This window comes from Parafrankia sp. Ea1.12, from assembly GCF_900465275.1.
GTDB classification, from domain to species: domain Bacteria; phylum Actinomycetota; class Actinomycetes; order Frankiales; family Frankiaceae; genus Parafrankia; species Parafrankia soli.
On sequence record NZ_UBIZ01000298.1, the window covers coordinates 1 to 14,884 of the forward strand.

Sequence of the window (14,884 nt, forward strand, 5' to 3'; positions counted from 1 at the left end):
GGGGAGACCCCGCGGCGGGTTCCGGCGCACCCCGCGACTGCTGTGACGCGGTCGCGTCAGTACCAGGCGCCCGACCCGCCGGCGGCGCATGGGCCCGTCCATCCGCCGTCCTCGGCCGGCGTGCCGGCCGTCTCCCGCCGGGAACGCCGTCGGCGGGAGCGGGAGCGGGAACGGAGGGCGTCGATCCGACGGGCCGCGGCCTGGGTCTGCGACCCGCGCTGGATCGTCGTCCTCGCCGTCCTGGCGGCGCTGGTGCTGGTCGGTATCGCGATGGTCAACATTCGTTGATCCCGATGCCCTCGCCCGGCGGACGGGCGCTGGTCACCGGGCCCCGGCTCGCCGGCCGCCGCGCCGGGTATCGCTCACCCGGGTTCCAGGAGCCCGGCGAGGCCCAGCTGGCCGGGCGTCGCTCCGCCGGCTCGGGCCGGCCGGCGTTCGCGGGCGCCGGCCGCTGGTCGGCGGGATGCGTCGGCCCGCTCCGCCGCGCGCCGCGGACCATGGCGGTGCGCACCGCGGCGCCGCGCATCTGGACCGTGCCGAGCACCATCTCGTCCACGGGGACGGTGAGACCCTGCTCGACCAGGGCCGATGCCGTCGCGCTGTCGCCCGCGCGCAGCACGTCCCGCACCCGCTCGAGGATTCCGCGCAGGGTCGCGATCTGCTGGGCGCAGCTGGGTGCCCCGAGCTCGGGAAGCCACTCCGGCCACGGATGAGCTGTAATCTCGTCGTCGGGCACGCCCAGTTCGCGTGCGAGCGCGAGCTGTGAGATCCGGTCGGGGGTTACGCCTCGATTCTCCCAGCGCCAGATCTTCTGCCGCTGAGCGGCCATGCTCGCGACGCCGAGCTCGCGGGCACGGACGGCGACGATGCGTGCCACAGCTTCGTAGGACCAGCCGTGTAGGGCGCGAAGCCGCCGCAGGGGGTGACTGGGCTGGGCCGTCGATTCCGTGAGGGAAAGGGGATGTTCGGTCGGTATGACGAACAATCGTCTCACCTTTTCTTCTGTGCCCCCGCCCTCCCATCGCGCTACGCGGTGCGCTGCCGCCGCTGAACTGCCGCACCTGGTCGTCCCCGACAAACGACAGGTGCGCGGCGGGCCGCGGTCGACGGCACCGGCCGGGCCCAGACAGGAATCGCCCCGGTGGCCGTCGACGAGCGACTTAAAACAACGGACACACAATACCATCCGCGATCACGGCCGGATTCGTTGTTTCCCTCGCGTTGCCCTCCACCCGCACCAGGTTCGCTCCGTCCCCGCACTGCTCCGGGCAGCGCGGCGCCGGACCGTCGGGGGTCTGCGCCATCATCTGCGGCTGTGAGCGCTGAGGTTCTTGCCCCGCCCGGCTTCGCCGCACGTTTTCGTCGGCCGTACGCGGTGGTGGACGTCGAGACCACGGGTCTGTCTCCGACGAGGGACAGGGTGCTGTCGATAGCGGTCGTCCTGACCGCCGCCGACGGCACCGTCGAACACCGCTGGTCAACCCTCCTGGATCCCGGATGTGATCCCGGCCCCGTCCATATTCACGGTCTGACCAGGCAGCGCCTGGCCGGGAGCCCGACGTTCGCCGCCGTCGCCGACGAGGTCGCCGGCCTGCTCGCCGGGCGGGTGCTCGTCGCGCACAACGCGGCCTTCGACTGGCGGATGCTCGCCGGCGAGGCCATGCGGATCGGGACGACGCTCCCGGTCGAGTGGCGGCTGTGCACGCTGACGTTGGCCAGTCGGCTCGGCCTGGAGCTGCCGAGCCTGCGCCTGGCCTCGCTCGCCGCCTACTGGGGCGTCGTCCAGCGGCGGGCCCATGACGCGCAGGACGACGCCGAGGTGCTGGCGGCCTTGTTGCCCCGGATCCTGCAACGTGCCGCCGACCAGTACCTGGAGCTGCCGCTCACGCGCTGCGGCGTCGACCGCGACGGCGTCACGGTGCGTCCGCCGCGCTTCGCCGCCGCGGGCCGCACGCCGCCGTGCCGTTATCGAAACCCCGGGCGGCTCGATCCCGGTGCGGCGCTGGTCCAGGGAATGCGCGTCGCTTTCAGCGGCCCCACGCGGACGGAACGCGGCGAGCTCGTCGGCCGGGCGGTCGCTGCAGGCCTGCATGTGACGGAAACCGTGAGTCGGCGCACAAGTCTTCTGGTGACCAATGACGCTCGCAGCGTGACACGGAAGGCCCGCACCGCCGCGTTGTTGAACACACCCGTACGAGGAGAGGAAGATTTTCTGGAATTGCTCGCGGCCGTTCGCCCAGGAATTCTCGTCCCGGCTGCCCCACCCGTTCGTCGTGACCGCCGGCCGCGGCGCCCGACCCCGGACGCGTGACGGCCGGGCGAGTCCGTGGACTCGCCCGGCCGTCACCGCGGGGCTGCTCGGTCGGCGGTGAAGGTCAGTGCCGAACGGAGGTGTGGCCCCGGCTGTGCACCGCACGCCAGACCAGCAGGGCGACGATGGCGCCGATGATCGAACCGATGATCCCGGACGGCTGCAGCGCACCCTCGCTCAGGTCATGCCCGAACAGCACGTAGCCGAGGAGACCACCGATGAAAGACCCGACAATGCCGAGCAGAACGGTTCCCGGGATTCCCATCGGGTCGCGCCCGGGGACGACCAGCCTCGCCACGGCGCCCGCGATGAGACCGAGAACGATCATGCTGATGATGAACCAGAGCACGTTGACCGCCTTCGTTGTGAGGTGAAACCCGTTACCGGGGTGCCGTCGCGCACATTTCTGGCGTGAAGTGCATCCGTCGAGAAGTGCGTCCGGGTGATTTGCCGACCGGAGGTGCTTTTTCGCCCTGCGCCGTCAAAAGTCTGGTACCCGGCGCCCTGGGCGACAAACACGCGCTAACGCGCGAATGTGATCCTCGCCCGACATGGCCGCCCTGCCGGGGTGGGAAAGCCTGGCGGGACGCCGGCTGCGTCCGCCGGCGGACGTCGTCCGCCGGGCCGGGCGTCCGCCAGACGCTCGGCGGGGATTCAGTCGTGTCCCTGGGTGACGAGGCGCGGGGGCGGTGGAACTCCGCCGGCCTGCGCTCCCGGCTTCTCGAGCCGGCGGAGCAGGTCCTCGGCCCACCGCACGACACCCGGCAGGTTCACGCCGTAGGCCCGCCAGCCGTCCGGCGTGGGCTGCCGGTCACCGGTGGGGGAGTCCAGGGCTTCCCGTCGCGCGTGGCCGGGGCATGGGCCGTCACCGGCCAGGCCCCCGTCCGCGGTGGGTTCGCACAGGTGGGGAACCAGCTCGGTCAGCCCGCGTCGCAGCAGGGCCGTCGCCCCGCGGGTGTTGCCGCGGGCCGCGTGGACCAGCCCGACCACGACCTGTGTCAGGCCTCGCCACAGGCCTCGCTCGGCCGCCGGAGCGGCCTTCCACGCTTGTTCGAGGACCTCGTGTGCCTGGAAGTACAGACCGGCGTCCAGCAGGTCCTGTGCGGCTCTCAGCGCCGCGCGCGGTGACGCGGGGAGGTCGTCCGGCAACGGTGGGACCCCGGCGGCTCCGTGGGGGAGAGGCCGGCCGAGCGCGTCGCGGGGCCGCGCCGTCGGCCGGAGGCGCCGCGCCGCGCCGGGGGGCGGGCCGGCTGTCATCCCGGCATCGCGATCAGGACGGCGATCAGCACCGCCAGTACCAGCGCCAGCACGGCGAGGGCCCAGACCCGGGCCGGCGGAAGACCGGCTCGCCAGCGCGGATCCGATCCGCTGGCACTGTCGGCGCGGACGTCGCCGCCGGTGCCGTCACCGGCGTCGCCTGTGGTGCGGACCGCGCCGGCGGTGTCGACGGCACCGCCGGTACTGCCTGGGCCGGGAGTGCTGACCGGGTCTGTGGGGCCGGCGGGGCCGGCGGTGCTGACTGGGCTGGTGACGGGACTGAGGTCGGCGGCGGCGGCGGCAGTGGTGTCCTGATCTTTGGTGAGGACGTCGGTGGACGCCTCGCCGGCGACCGTGCCGGCCATCGGGGGACCGGCCGCTGCCGGGTCGGTACCGCTGTCCTTACTGGCCTCCGGATCCGCCGCGGTGCCGCCGGCGCGGTTTGTGTTCGCCGCCGGCGCTCCCGCCGTGAGATGGCCCGCCCGAGGCTGGACCGTCGTGGGCTGGACCGCTGTGGGCTGATCGGCTGTGGGCTCGGCCGTCGTGGGCTGGTCCAGGGTCCGCTGGTCGTCGGCGTGATCACCGGGCCCGTCACCGGCCACCGTCGGTGACGGGCTGTCCAGGATGACCTCGAGGCCGTGATCGTCGCCGGTTGGGTCGGGGCGCCGGTTCGTCCCGGAGGTCCGGGACGGCGTGCTCGGGCCGGTGGCCGCCGCTTGGACCTCGTCGTCGAGGAACGTCGGGATGCCGGCCCGGGTGAGCCAGCCGGGGCCGCGGGCGCGGGCCATCGCCCCGGCCAGGCTGAGCGCGAACGAGCGGGCGGTCTGCGGCCGGCGGTCCGGATCCTTGGCGAGTGCCTGCTCGACGACCCGGGCGACGGGCTCGGGGATCCCGGCCAGCGGGCGTGGCGTGACGGTGAGGTGGTGGCGGGCCCACGCGTCGCTGGTCGCGGGCCGGACGAGGAAGAGCGGTCGGCGGGCCAGTAGCTCGTACAGGACGACCCCGAGCCCGTAGACGTCGGTCGCGGGGCTCAGTGAGCTCAGCGTGAACTGTTCGGGAGCCATGTAGCGCGGGGTGCCGATCGCCGAGCCCGGCGGACCGCCCGGACCATTGACACCGCCCAGCCCGCCGACGCTGCCCAGCCCCCCCGTACCACCCGGAGCACCTGTACCGCCCAGAGCACCCACACCCCACAGGGCACCGGGACCCGGTGCCCTCGGTGTCACCCGCAGCGTGTGGGCGATGCCGAAGTCCGTCAGCTTCGGCACTCCCAGCGCGGTGAAAAGGATGTTCTCGGGCTTGATGTCGCGATGGAGGATGTCCCGGGCGTGCACGTGCTCCAGGGCCGCCGCGGTGACGAGCGCCATGGCGCAGGCGGCCTCCAGCGAGAGGCCGGTGGTCGCCCGCACCCGCAGGCTGCCCCCGTCGAGGAGTTCCATGACGATCAGGGCCAGGTCCGCGTGGGCAATGTAGCGGTACACGCGGACGAGGTGCGGATGGTCCAGGCCGGCCAGAAGGAGCGCCTCGGACTCGGCGTCGAGTGCGACGGCTGAGGCGGGCCGCAGGACGCCGGTCACGCCGAAGGTGGCGTCCTCGTCGACAGCGAGCGGCATGACCTTCACCGCGACGCGGCGGTGTGCGTCGTCCTGGGCGGCCAGCACGACGCCGGAGGAGCCGCGGCCGAGCTCCGCCGCGAGAGCATAGCCGGGCAGGGCCGCCGCGACGACGTCCCGGTCGACGATCATCTCGCCGCCCCGCTCGGCGCCGCCGTGTTCCGCGTGGCCCCGCTTCGCGTCGCCCGGTCCCGTGCCGTCCCGTTCCGCGTGACCCGTGCGAACTGGTTCCGCGCGGTCCCTTTCTGCGTCGTCTCTTTCCGCGCGGCCCGGTCCGGCGTGCTGTCCCCGCACGGGCCGTTCCAGGCCGCTGCCCGCCTTCTGGTCACCGGTGTGGACCTCCCCCGAGGAATAACGGGCCCGCGCGCCGCTCGGCTGGCGCCGCCTGCCCCCGGCGTGCGCGCGGGCGCGCGGCGGGGCAGTGGCCGTCGCAGTGGCCGGGATCGGGCGATACTAGGCCTGATCAGCCTATTCTGCGTGTGTTCGGGCAGTGGCGGCACCCGCGGTGCGGCGGCTGTCCTAAATGCCCGACACCGCGCGTGGGTCGTGGTTCGACATGTGGTCCAGGTCACCTGGCAGGGTCGGGCCGCCGACGACCGTGTCCCGGTTGGACGGGTCTGGCGGCGGCTCCTCCGGCCCCCGGACACCGGGCGGAGGCGACCTGCCGAGGGGGGACACGTGAGGCGGTGCGCCCAGCCGACCGGGCGCGGACGGCCGGGCCGACTCCGGCCGGTCGGGGCCGTCGCACCGGATCGCGGTCAGCGCCGCGCGCGACACCGGTCGGGCGGCCGCGGCGTCGGGCTGTTCCGGTCCGAAATCCTGCGGCCCGTAAACCTCCGGCCCGTGGACCGTGAGATCCTTCTTTCTCGCGTTCTTCGCCCGGTACATCGCCAGGTCGGCGCAATGAAGCAGGGCCTCGGCCGAGGTCGGGCCGGTGTCCGTACCGACGGCGACCAGGCCCACGCTCACGGCGATCGTGTAGGTCGTCCGGGCCAGGCGGACGGGGGCCCGCACGGCTTCGGCCAGCCGCCGGCCGACCGCCTCGGGGTCTTCCCCGTCCGACTCGAGCAGGATCGCGAACTCGTCACCGCCGAAGCGGGCGACCGTGTCCGCGGCCCGGACCTGCGCGCTGAGCCGCGCCGCCGTGATCTTGAGTAGTTCGTCGCCGGCCGCGTGGCCGAGACCGTCGTTGACGTCCTTGAAGTCGTCCAGGTCGCAGAACAGGACGGCCAGCCTGCGAGGACGGCATTCCCGGGCGGCCAGGGCGCGCGTGAGCCGGTCGGCGAACAGCGCGCGGTTCGCCAGCCCGGTCAGCGGGTCATGGAAGGCCTGGTGATGCAGTTGCCGCTGTTTCTCCTCGACGCGTGCCAGCAGTCGGACGTTGTCCACCATCGTGATCATCTGTCGGACGAGAGCGAGGACGAGCAGCGCCAGCAGCACCCAGATCTCCTCTCGCTGACCAAGGTCGCCCCTGTCGGACTGGAGAAGGGTCCCCGTCCCGGCCACGATCAGCGGGAGATAGGGCAGGACCGCGTGCCACCAGCGGCGGCGCGGCCGGCTCCAGAACTCGGCCACCGGCTCGGCGTCACGGGCCCGGTCGGCCGGCTCCCGGCCGACCGGGAGCCGGCCGCCGCGACCCCGAGCTCCGTCGCCGTCGGCACGCGCCCCGAGGGAAGGCCGGTTCCCATCCTCGGCGCCCGCTCGGGCGGCGGCCGGCCGGAGCAGCGCGGCCAGCATGATGATCAGCGCGGCGACGGCGAAACCGAGGTCGATGATGCGCGGGACGTCGGTCCGCCCGCGGGCCTCCGCGTAGGCGTACGCCGACGACGAGAACGAGAACACCATGATTCCGATGCCGAGCATGGCCAGGCTGTGCGGTGATCGCGGCCGGCGGAACGCGGCCGTCAGCACGACGATGACGCTGAGCAGCCCGGCGACGAGCGGACTGACTACCAGATAGGGCAGGCTGGGCGAAGCCGCCGGCGCGAGCACGACGCTCTGCAGGACCAGTATCCAGAGCAGCAGCGCCACCGCTCCGACGACGATCAGGCTGTCGAGCATGGTGATCAGCAGCCATCGTCGGTCCCGGCCGTCGCACCGTCCGTGCAGGGCCAGGTCGTAGGGCTCGGACGGCATGCACAGCAGGCCCGCGAAGCCGGCACCCGCCGGGATCAGGTACAGCATGGTCGCGGGCGTCAGCCTGGGGATCGGCCCGCTGTGGTTGAACACGATGTCCCGGCCGATCGCGCCGGAGGCCACGCCGAGGGACAGCACCATCGCGCCGACCAGCAGCCTCCAGGCCCGCTCGGCGCCGCGCTCGCGCATCCCGGCCCACACGCAGGCGGCCCCGCCGACCATCAGGCAGCCGGTTTCGACGACACGGACGAGCAGGAGCTCGGGGCGTCCGTGCAGGATCGACATCGCGAACACGGTCGCGGCGATGATCACAAAGGCGGTGATCGTGGCGCTTCGGAACGCCTGGTCGCCCCCCTGCCCGGCGCTGTACGCCCAGCCCGAACGGATCCGGGCCTCGCCCTCTGAACGGGCCCGAGTCCGGCCCTCCGAACGGGTGGGAGTCGTGCGTTCCGAACGGGTGGGAGTCTCACCCTGAGGTGCGCCGTCCATAGCTGAACCGTCCGAACGCTCGCGCGGGGATCCGGAGGAACCCGGGGGTGGGCGAACCTCCGATCGCGCTGAACCGGCGTCCAGCCCGACCGGGGGTGATCCGGCGCCGGTCCGACCCATTGCGGGGCCATGGTATGTCCAGCTAGCCTAAAGGGCATGTTCAACTACTTTAGGTAAGTGATTTGTCGCGGAGTCCAGTGGATGTCACCAGTTGCCGATAGGTCGGCAGCTCCTGGTCGCGACGGTGTGGGCGGTGAACGGCCGCGCGGGACACATTCCCGGCCAGGGACACTGGACACATGTCCGCCACTCTCGTCGCCACCGATCTGACCGTGCTGCGGGGCGGCACCGTCGTCCTCGAAGGGGTGTCCCTGACCGTCGCCCCCGGTGATCGCCTCGGTGTGGTCGGGCCGAACGGCGTCGGCAAGTCGACGCTGCTGCGGGCCCTGGCCGGCCTGGTACGGCTCGACGGTGGACGGGTCGAGCTCTCGCCGCCCACCGCCCTGGTCGGGCTGCTGCCCCAGGAGCCCGACCGGCGCCACGACGAGACGCTGCGCGAGTACCTCGCCCGGCGCACCGGCGTCGCGGCGGCCCAGCAGGCGCTGGACGCCGCGACCGAGGACCTGACGGTCGGCGTCGCCGGCGCGGACGACGGATACAGCCTGGCGCTGGAGCGGTGGCTGGCGATCGGCGCCGCCGACCTGGACGTCCGCGCCGAGCAGGTCATCGCCGATCTCGGGCTGCCCGCCGCGGCACTGGACCGCCCGACGGCGACGCTGTCCGGCGGCCAGGCCGCGCGCGGCTCGCTCGCGAGCATCCTGCTGTCCCGCTTCGACATCACCCTGCTCGACGAGCCGACGAACGACCTGGACTTCGACGGTCTGGAGCGGCTCGAGCGGTACGTCGAGCAGATGTCGGGCGCGCTGGTGGTGGTCAGCCACGACCGGGAGTTCCTCGACCGGTCCATCGACGCCGTCGCAGAGATCGACCAGCATCAGCACGGCGTCACCCGTTACGCCGGCGGCTGGGACGCCTACCTGGAGGCGCGGGGCCTGGCCCGGCGCCAGGCCCGGGAGCGCTTCGAGCGGTACGCCGACCGGCGGGCCGGGCTGGTGGAGCAGGTCCAGCGCCAGCGTGAGCAGTCGGTGCGGGGGGCCGTCCGGGCGAAGCGGCGCTCGCCGGACTCAGACCGCTCGGCGCGCGGCGCGCGGATCGAGGCCGCCACCAAGAGCGCCGGACGGGTCCGCACGCTGCAGACCCAGCTCGACCGGATGGAGCGCGGCGACGAGGCGGTGGCCGAGCCGCGCAAGGAATGGCAGCTGCGCATGTCGATCGCCGCCGCCCCCCGGTCGGGCGATGTGGTGGCCACGCTGGACGGCGCCGTCGTCGAGCGGCCCGGCTTCCAGCTCGGCCCGGTCGACCTCACGGTCGCCTGGGCGGACCGGATCGTGATCACCGGCCGCAACGGCGGCGGGAAGAGCACGCTGCTGGCCGCGCTGCTCGGCCGCCAGCCGCTGACCGCCGGCCGGCACTCGCTCGGTTCCGGCGTGCTCCTCGGCGAGGTCGACCAGGCGCGCACCCACTTCCGCGGCGAGTCGACGGCGGCCGACGTCGCCGAGGCGGCGACCGGTTCCTCCCCGGCCGACGTCCGGACGCTGTTCGCGAAGTTCGGGCTGGGCCCGGACCAGATGACCAGGCCCGCGTCGTCCCTGTCGCCCGGCGAGCGGACCAGGGCGGCGCTCGCGCTCCTGCAGGGCGCCGGAGTGAACTGCCTGGTCCTCGACGAACCGACGAACCACCTCGACCTGCCCGCGATCGAGCAGCTTGAGCAGGCCGTCGAGGGGTTCGAGGGGACGCTGCTGCTGGTCACCCACGATCGGCGGCTGCTGGAGGCCGTGCGGGTGACCCGGCGCCTGAGCGTGGATGCCGGGCAGGTCACCGAGGCCCCCGCGTGACACCGGCGGGGCGGGTATTTTCGGGCGGAGCACGCCAGCCGCACAAGCCGGGCATCGTGCCGCCGGGCATAAGGATGTCGGGTACCGGGAGGTCGTCGCCATGAGCGGTGTCGAGCTGCTCGCCGTGGCGCTGGTGATGGCGGTCGGTGTCGTCGGTGTGGTCGTGCCGGTGATGCCCGGCCTGCTCCTCGTCTGGGGCGCCGGCGTGTGGTGGACGATCGCGGACGGCGGCGGCGCGGGCCGCTGGGCGGTGCTCGCGGTCATGAGCGCACTGTTCGTCGCCGGCGCACTGGCCAAGTACGTGCTGCCGGGCCGGGCCGCGTCGGCCGCCGGCGCGCCGTTCTCGACGATGCTCATCGGCGCGGTCTGCGCCGTCATCGGCTTCTTCGTGGTGCCGGTTCTCGGCCTGCTCGTCGGCGGGCTCGCGGGCATCTACCTCGCGGAGCTCACCCGCCTGCGCGACGCCCGGCGAGCCACCGCCTCGACCTGGGCCGCTGTCGTCGCCTTCGGTGTCGGGCTGCTCGTCGAGCTCGGTGCGGCCGTCGCGATGGCCGCGACCTGGGGCGTCGGCGAGCTCGTCAGCTGAACCCGTAGTCATCCGGGCCGGGTGCGCGGCGTGGGGAAGCCCGGCGCCGGAGAAAAGGGAGGCGCGCCGGGGAACTGTGGTTCGCGATGGCGGAAAGTGGCGTGTCGCGATTCATTCTATTCCCCGGCGCTGTCATCCGATGGTCGTGTGAAGCGACCGGATAAGTGGTTCAGTCGGCGGTTCGTCTGATCACCAGTCCCAGTCCCAGTCCCAGTCATCCTTCTTCCGGTGGTCCTTATCCCACCCGTCTTTCTCCCACTTGTCGTCCTTTCGCCACTCGTCCTTATCCCACCTGTCCTTCTCCCACTTGTCGTCCTTATCCCACCCGTCCTTCTCCCACTTGTCGTGCTTCCGGCAGTCCTTCTTCCTCCAGTCCTTGCCGTCCCAGCGCTGCTCGTGGTGGCATCCCTTGTCGTCCCAGTCGGTGAAGGCCTGCGCGGCGCCGGCACCCGGGCCGAGGCCCAGGGTCACGGCGGCGGCGCCGGTGGCGACCAACGCGAGGATCCTACGTGGCGCGGACTTTCCCATCATTCCCCCATCGCCGGTATCGGCGTGCGGCTGCCCCGCACCCAAAAAAGGGTCTCGCCACCCGGCGATCCTCCTAAACAAAGAATCTAGGTGCCATGAAATTATGGAGATTTGACCACGGCTGATTCCGGGTCGTGTCGGTGGCGGTGGAATCGGTCGCCGTGTTGCCGCGAATGGGTTTTCGTGGCGGTGGTCGGCATTCCGGCGGGCGTTGTCGGGCAGCCGGGTGTCGGGTCGGGTGCGGCTCTGGCGCCGCGCTATCGATCACCACCGGTGCCCGCCGCCGGGGGGCCGATCTCGCCCCGCGCGACAGTTACCGGGCTGTGGCCGCCCGGGTCGGGGCCGGAGTCACTCGACCCACCAAGCCGACGATGCCTATCGTGCCTGTCGGGAAGGTGGTCTGATGGACGTTGATCCGCTGGTGACGCTGGCCGGGTTGCTCGTGGGGTTCGTGGTGGGGCTGACCGGCATGGGCGGCGGCGCGCTGATGACGCCGATCCTGGTGCTGCTGTTCGGCGTGCAGCCGCTGGCCGCAGTCTCGAGCGATCTCGTCGCCTCGGCGGTGATGAAGCCCGTGGGCGCGACGGTGCACCTGCGCCGGGGCACCGTCCACCGCGGGCTGGTCGGATGGCTCGTGCTCGGCTCGGTGCCCGCCGGGTTCTGCGGTGTGCTGGTGCTGCGCGCGCTGGGCGACGGGGCCGCTGTGCAGGACAGGATCAAGGTCACGATGGGGGCCATCCTGATCGTCGCCGCGCTGGCGATGCTGGCGAAGGCGGAGATCGACCGCCGCCGGGGGCCCGGCAGCGCGGATGCCGCCGCGATCATCGTCCGGCCGCTGCCGACCCTGGCCATCGGCGTGGTCGGCGGCCTGGTCGTCGGCATGACCTCGGTCGGCTCGGGCTCGCTGATCATCGTGCTGCTGCTCTGGCTGTACCCGTCCATCCGGGGCTCCCAGCTCGTCGGCACCGATCTCGCCCAGGCGGTCCCGCTGGTGGCCGCGGCGTCGCTCGGGCACCTGATCTTCGGTGACTTCCAGCTCGGGCTGACCGGCTCACTGCTCCTGGGCTCCCTGCCCGGGGTCTACCTCGGCGCCCGGGTCTCGGCGGGGACGTCCACCAGCCGGGTCATCCGCCCGGCGGTCGTCGTGGTGGTGTCCCTCAGTGGCCTCAAGCTGGTTGGGCTGCCCACGGAGGCGCTGGGCGCCGTCCTGGCGCTGGTGGCGGTCGGCGTCGCGGGGTGGGCCGTGCGCCGCCGCGCAGCGGTGCCCGACGTCGCGGCAGACATCGAGGTGGGCATCGCGGCAGGCGCCGTGCCCGGCGTCGCGGCGGGTGAGGCGCCCGGCGCAGATGAGCCCGTCCCGACCGGGCTCGCGGGCGGGGCCGACGGCCCGTATCCGGCTCTGTCCCGGGGTCAGCCCTGACGGGCGACGCCGGTCAGCCGCGGGCGGTCGTCGCGACCTGGCGCACGGCGGGCAGGACGTCGCGGGCGAACGCCTCGATCGTCTCGGGCGTCGCGAAGTCGGTGAACTGCAGGTAGAAACGCTCGACGCCAAGGGCCGCCAGCTCACCGAAGTGCTCGGCGAGCGTGTCCGGGGTTCCGACTACCAGCCCGCCCCAGTTCCCGAAACGCTTCCGGGCCACCGCCGTGACGTCGTCCAGCTCCGCGCCGCTCGCCGCGAAACCGACCGGGTGCTGGGTCGACAGCCGCGCGCCGCCGGCGAGGGGACGCAGCTCGGCGAGGTCGCGCAGCCCGTAGGTCGGGCAGTTCCACCAGTCGGCGTGCCGGGCGACCATGGGCATTGTCAGCTTCCGGCCGGCACCGCCCAGCAGCAGCGGGATCCGTCCGTTGACCGGCACCGGGTGCTGCAACGCCCCGCGCAGGGTGAAGAAGCGGCCCTCGTGCGTCACCTCCTCGCCGCCGAACAGGGCGCCGAGCACCTCCAGGTACTCGGCGAGGCGGGCGGCGCGGGTCGGGTTGTCCTCGACCGGCAGGCCGAACCGCTCGAGCTCGGCCGGCGTGGAACCCCAGCCCAGGCCCAGCTCGAAGCGTCCGCCGGAGAGATGGTCCAGGCTGACGGCCTCCTTCGCGAGCACCGCCGGATGGCGGAACGACGCGCACAGCACCAGATGGCCGACGCGCAGCCGGCTGGTGGCCGCCAGCGCGGCCGTCGCGGTCGTCATCGCGTCGAAGCTGTCGCCGGCGGGCAGCCCCGGCGGGGCCAGGTGATCCATGAACGCGACGCCGTCGAACCCGGCCGCCTCCGCCGCCCGCACCCGGTCCAGCAGCCGGGGGAAGTCCATCCGCAGCTGGGGGAGGAACAGCCAGGCCTCGGGCAGCCCCCGGGCCGGGGCCGTTGGGGCCGGGACTGTCGACGTCGATGCTGCCGGGGCGGTCGGGTCACCGGAGACCATGGGTAACAACCTGGCAGAACGTGGCGCGACTCACCACCGGAGCCCCACACCGGGGATCCGGGCTCAGACCGAGGTCGGGCTGAGCGGCCATCCGGGCAGGTTGCGCACCGCCGTCCAGGCCAGCGCCGCGCCGGCGAGCCCGTACGCCAGCGGACGCGGCAGCGGCGCGGGGTGACCACGGTCGAACGCGCGGGCCTGCCGGACGACGAGGGCGACCAGCAGCGGCGAGCACACCAGGAGGAACAGGTTGTCGCGGGCGGCCGCGGCCGGCATGCCGTGCAGCAGGTCGTAGGTGAGGCGCAGCCCACCGCAGGCCGGGCAGTCCAGCCCGGTGACCGCCCGGACCGGGCACCGCGGCATCACGGACGACGGGTCGTGCGGGTCGGTGCCGGCCAGGTAGCCGAGCCCGGCGAGCAGGCAGCAGCCGGCACCCGCCAGCACCAGCCGCCGCCGGACGCGGGAGGCCCACGGTCCGGTCGTGGCCATGCCGTTCCCTCTCGCCTCCGGTCGGCGGGCGCCGGCCCGCGCGGCGGTCAGTCCCGCAGCGGACGGCCGTACTGGTCGCGGACGTTGCCCGTGAGTATCATCACGCCGTCCACCAGCGCCCAGACGCCCAGGCCGCCGCAGGTGAGGAGCTGGGCCACCGCGATGCCCGTGCTGCCGAGGTAGAAGCGTCCGACGCCGAAACAGCCGGCGAAGATCTGTAGCAGGCCGGCGACGATCTTCTGCTTGTCCGAGTAGGGCTCACCGGTGATCGGGTGCCGGCCGAAGGGCGCGGACTGGTCGAAACCACCCGGCCCGTAGCCGCCGGGGTACCCGGGCGGCGGCCCGTACCCGGGCGCGTAGCCCGGCGGGGGCGGGTATCCCGGCGGCGGGCCGTAGCCGGGTTCCGGCTGGCCAGAGGGGAACCCGCCGGTCGGGGGCCCGTAGCCGGGGTCGGGCTGGCCGGGCGGGTATCCGCCGGGTGGTGGTCCGTAGCCGGCGTTCTTCGAGAGGTCCGGACCGGGTTGGCCCTGGCCGGGATAGCCCTCGCCGTAGCTGGGCGGCTGTCCTGGCGTGGTCATCGGCGTTCTCCATCCGGATACCGGCGCTCGGGTTGGCGCGCCCGGGCGATGTTGTGGCTTCCGGAAGATACAGCTCGGCGGAATCGCCGGACCGGCCAGCCTTGCGTCGGATGGCGGACATCCCGCCCGCCGCATCGTGCCGCTCGGCGCGCCGACACCGGTCCAACGCCTGTCCGGTACCGGCCGAGCGCCGGTGCGATGCTGGCCGTTGCGCCCGTCCCACCGCTGCTGGCTAGCCGCTCGTGCGGGCGCCTCCACGCCGGCCGGCCGAGCCCGCCCGCGCCGGCGGGCCGCCGTGGTCCGCCCGCCCACCGGGCACCCGGCGCTCCGCCTTCGGCCCGACGGGCAGCACCGTCACACGGCTCAGGCTCGACGTCAGCCGCCACACCCGCCCGTACCCGTGCCGTGCGCGGAGGTGGTGGTCGAGGTCGCCGGTGGTTGGGAAGACGGCGGTGCACCCCAGGTCGTCGCGTGGGCACTGGTACAGCGTCATGGCTGGTCCTCCTACCGGGTGATCGGTCGTTGTTGGACCTG

General features: G+C 73.2%; 14 protein-coding genes and 1 pseudogene. 5 read left to right on the forward strand and 10 right to left on the reverse strand.

Annotation, left to right across the window (positions count from 1 at the left end):
• Positions 1-288: pseudogene (locus FMEAI12_RS15440) on the forward strand (serine/threonine protein kinase); the annotation flags it as partial.
• Here FMEAI12_RS15440 and FMEAI12_RS39930 read toward each other — a convergent pair.
• A complete protein-coding gene (locus FMEAI12_RS39930; protein WP_368672077.1) occupies positions 275-877 on the reverse strand; it encodes an XRE family transcriptional regulator in 603 nt (200 codons plus the stop codon). The pseudogene FMEAI12_RS15440 and the gene FMEAI12_RS39930 sit on opposite strands and share 14 nt — an antisense overlap.
• Before the next feature lie 438 nt (positions 878-1,315).
• Between FMEAI12_RS39930 and FMEAI12_RS15450 the strand changes: the two genes are divergently transcribed.
• The gene (locus FMEAI12_RS15450; RefSeq protein ID WP_200835302.1) at positions 1,316-2,311 is read left to right on the forward strand and encodes a DEDDh family exonuclease; all 996 of its coding nucleotides are present in this window, start codon (positions 1,316-1,318) and stop codon (positions 2,309-2,311) included.
• A 64-nt stretch (positions 2,312-2,375) separates the two neighbouring features.
• Here the strand turns inward: FMEAI12_RS15450 and FMEAI12_RS15455 are convergent, their stop codons facing one another.
• The 4 genes from FMEAI12_RS15455 to FMEAI12_RS15470 form a co-directional block, all read right to left on the reverse strand.
• Entirely contained in the window at positions 2,376-2,660 is a 285-nt protein-coding gene (locus FMEAI12_RS15455; RefSeq protein ID WP_235014031.1) for a GlsB/YeaQ/YmgE family stress response membrane protein, read from the reverse strand.
• 305 nt (positions 2,661-2,965) lie between these two features.
• Positions 2,966-3,460 carry a DUF309 domain-containing protein gene (locus FMEAI12_RS15460; protein WP_235014032.1) on the reverse strand — a complete coding sequence of 165 codons (495 nt, stop codon included), beginning with the start codon at positions 3,458-3,460 and terminating at the stop codon, positions 2,966-2,968.
• A 104-nt stretch (positions 3,461-3,564) separates the two neighbouring features.
• The gene (locus FMEAI12_RS15465) at positions 3,565-5,313 is read right to left on the reverse strand and encodes a serine/threonine-protein kinase (RefSeq protein ID WP_112106560.1); all 1,749 of its coding nucleotides are present in this window, start codon (positions 5,311-5,313) and stop codon (positions 3,565-3,567) included.
• Between the two features lie 387 nt (positions 5,314-5,700).
• Positions 5,701-7,806, reverse strand: a complete 2,106-nt coding sequence (locus tag FMEAI12_RS15470; protein WP_235014033.1) for a diguanylate cyclase — start codon at positions 7,804-7,806, stop codon at positions 5,701-5,703.
• A 299-nt stretch (positions 7,807-8,105) separates the two neighbouring features.
• Here FMEAI12_RS15470 and FMEAI12_RS15475 point away from each other — a divergent pair, with 299 nt between their 5' ends.
• Complete coding sequence (locus tag FMEAI12_RS15475) at positions 8,106-9,761, forward strand: ABC-F family ATP-binding cassette domain-containing protein (protein ID WP_071063596.1); 1,656 nt, start codon at positions 8,106-8,108, stop codon at positions 9,759-9,761.
• A gap of 100 nt (positions 9,762-9,861) precedes the next feature.
• On the forward strand, positions 9,862-10,347 hold the full coding sequence (locus tag FMEAI12_RS15480; protein WP_112106561.1) for a DUF456 domain-containing protein: 486 nt from the start codon (positions 9,862-9,864) through the stop codon (positions 10,345-10,347).
• 189 nt (positions 10,348-10,536) lie between these two features.
• Here the strand turns inward: FMEAI12_RS15480 and FMEAI12_RS15485 are convergent, their stop codons facing one another.
• On the reverse strand, positions 10,537-10,878 hold the full coding sequence (locus FMEAI12_RS15485) for a hypothetical protein (RefSeq protein WP_368672078.1): 342 nt from the start codon (positions 10,876-10,878) through the stop codon (positions 10,537-10,539).
• Between the two features lie 400 nt (positions 10,879-11,278).
• On the opposite strand from FMEAI12_RS15485, the gene FMEAI12_RS15490 reads away from it, so the two are divergent.
• Positions 11,279-12,295 (forward strand): sulfite exporter TauE/SafE family protein, encoded by a 1,017-nt coding sequence (locus FMEAI12_RS15490; protein WP_112106562.1) that lies wholly within the window; start codon positions 11,279-11,281, stop codon positions 12,293-12,295.
• Positions 12,296-12,308: 13 nt separating this feature from the next.
• On the opposite strand, the gene FMEAI12_RS15495 is transcribed toward FMEAI12_RS15490, so the two are convergent.
• The 4 genes from FMEAI12_RS15495 to FMEAI12_RS15510 all read right to left on the reverse strand — a co-directional run bounded on the left by FMEAI12_RS15495 (position 12,309) and on the right by FMEAI12_RS15510 (position 14,843).
• Positions 12,309-13,286: an LLM class flavin-dependent oxidoreductase gene (locus FMEAI12_RS15495; protein ID WP_112106563.1), complete on the reverse strand. Its 978-nt coding sequence runs from the start codon at positions 13,284-13,286 to the stop codon at positions 12,309-12,311.
• Between the two features lie 63 nt (positions 13,287-13,349).
• Positions 13,350-13,772, reverse strand: coding sequence for a DUF2752 domain-containing protein (locus FMEAI12_RS15500; protein ID WP_112106564.1), 423 nt, complete (start codon positions 13,770-13,772; stop codon positions 13,350-13,352).
• 47 nt (positions 13,773-13,819) lie between these two features.
• Complete coding sequence (locus FMEAI12_RS15505) at positions 13,820-14,350, reverse strand: TM2 domain-containing protein (protein ID WP_071063590.1); 531 nt, start codon at positions 14,348-14,350, stop codon at positions 13,820-13,822.
• Positions 14,351-14,582: 232 nt separating this feature from the next.
• Positions 14,583-14,843, reverse strand: a complete 261-nt coding sequence (locus tag FMEAI12_RS15510; protein WP_071063588.1) for a hypothetical protein — start codon at positions 14,841-14,843, stop codon at positions 14,583-14,585.
• Positions 14,844-14,884: the final 41 nt, after the last annotated feature.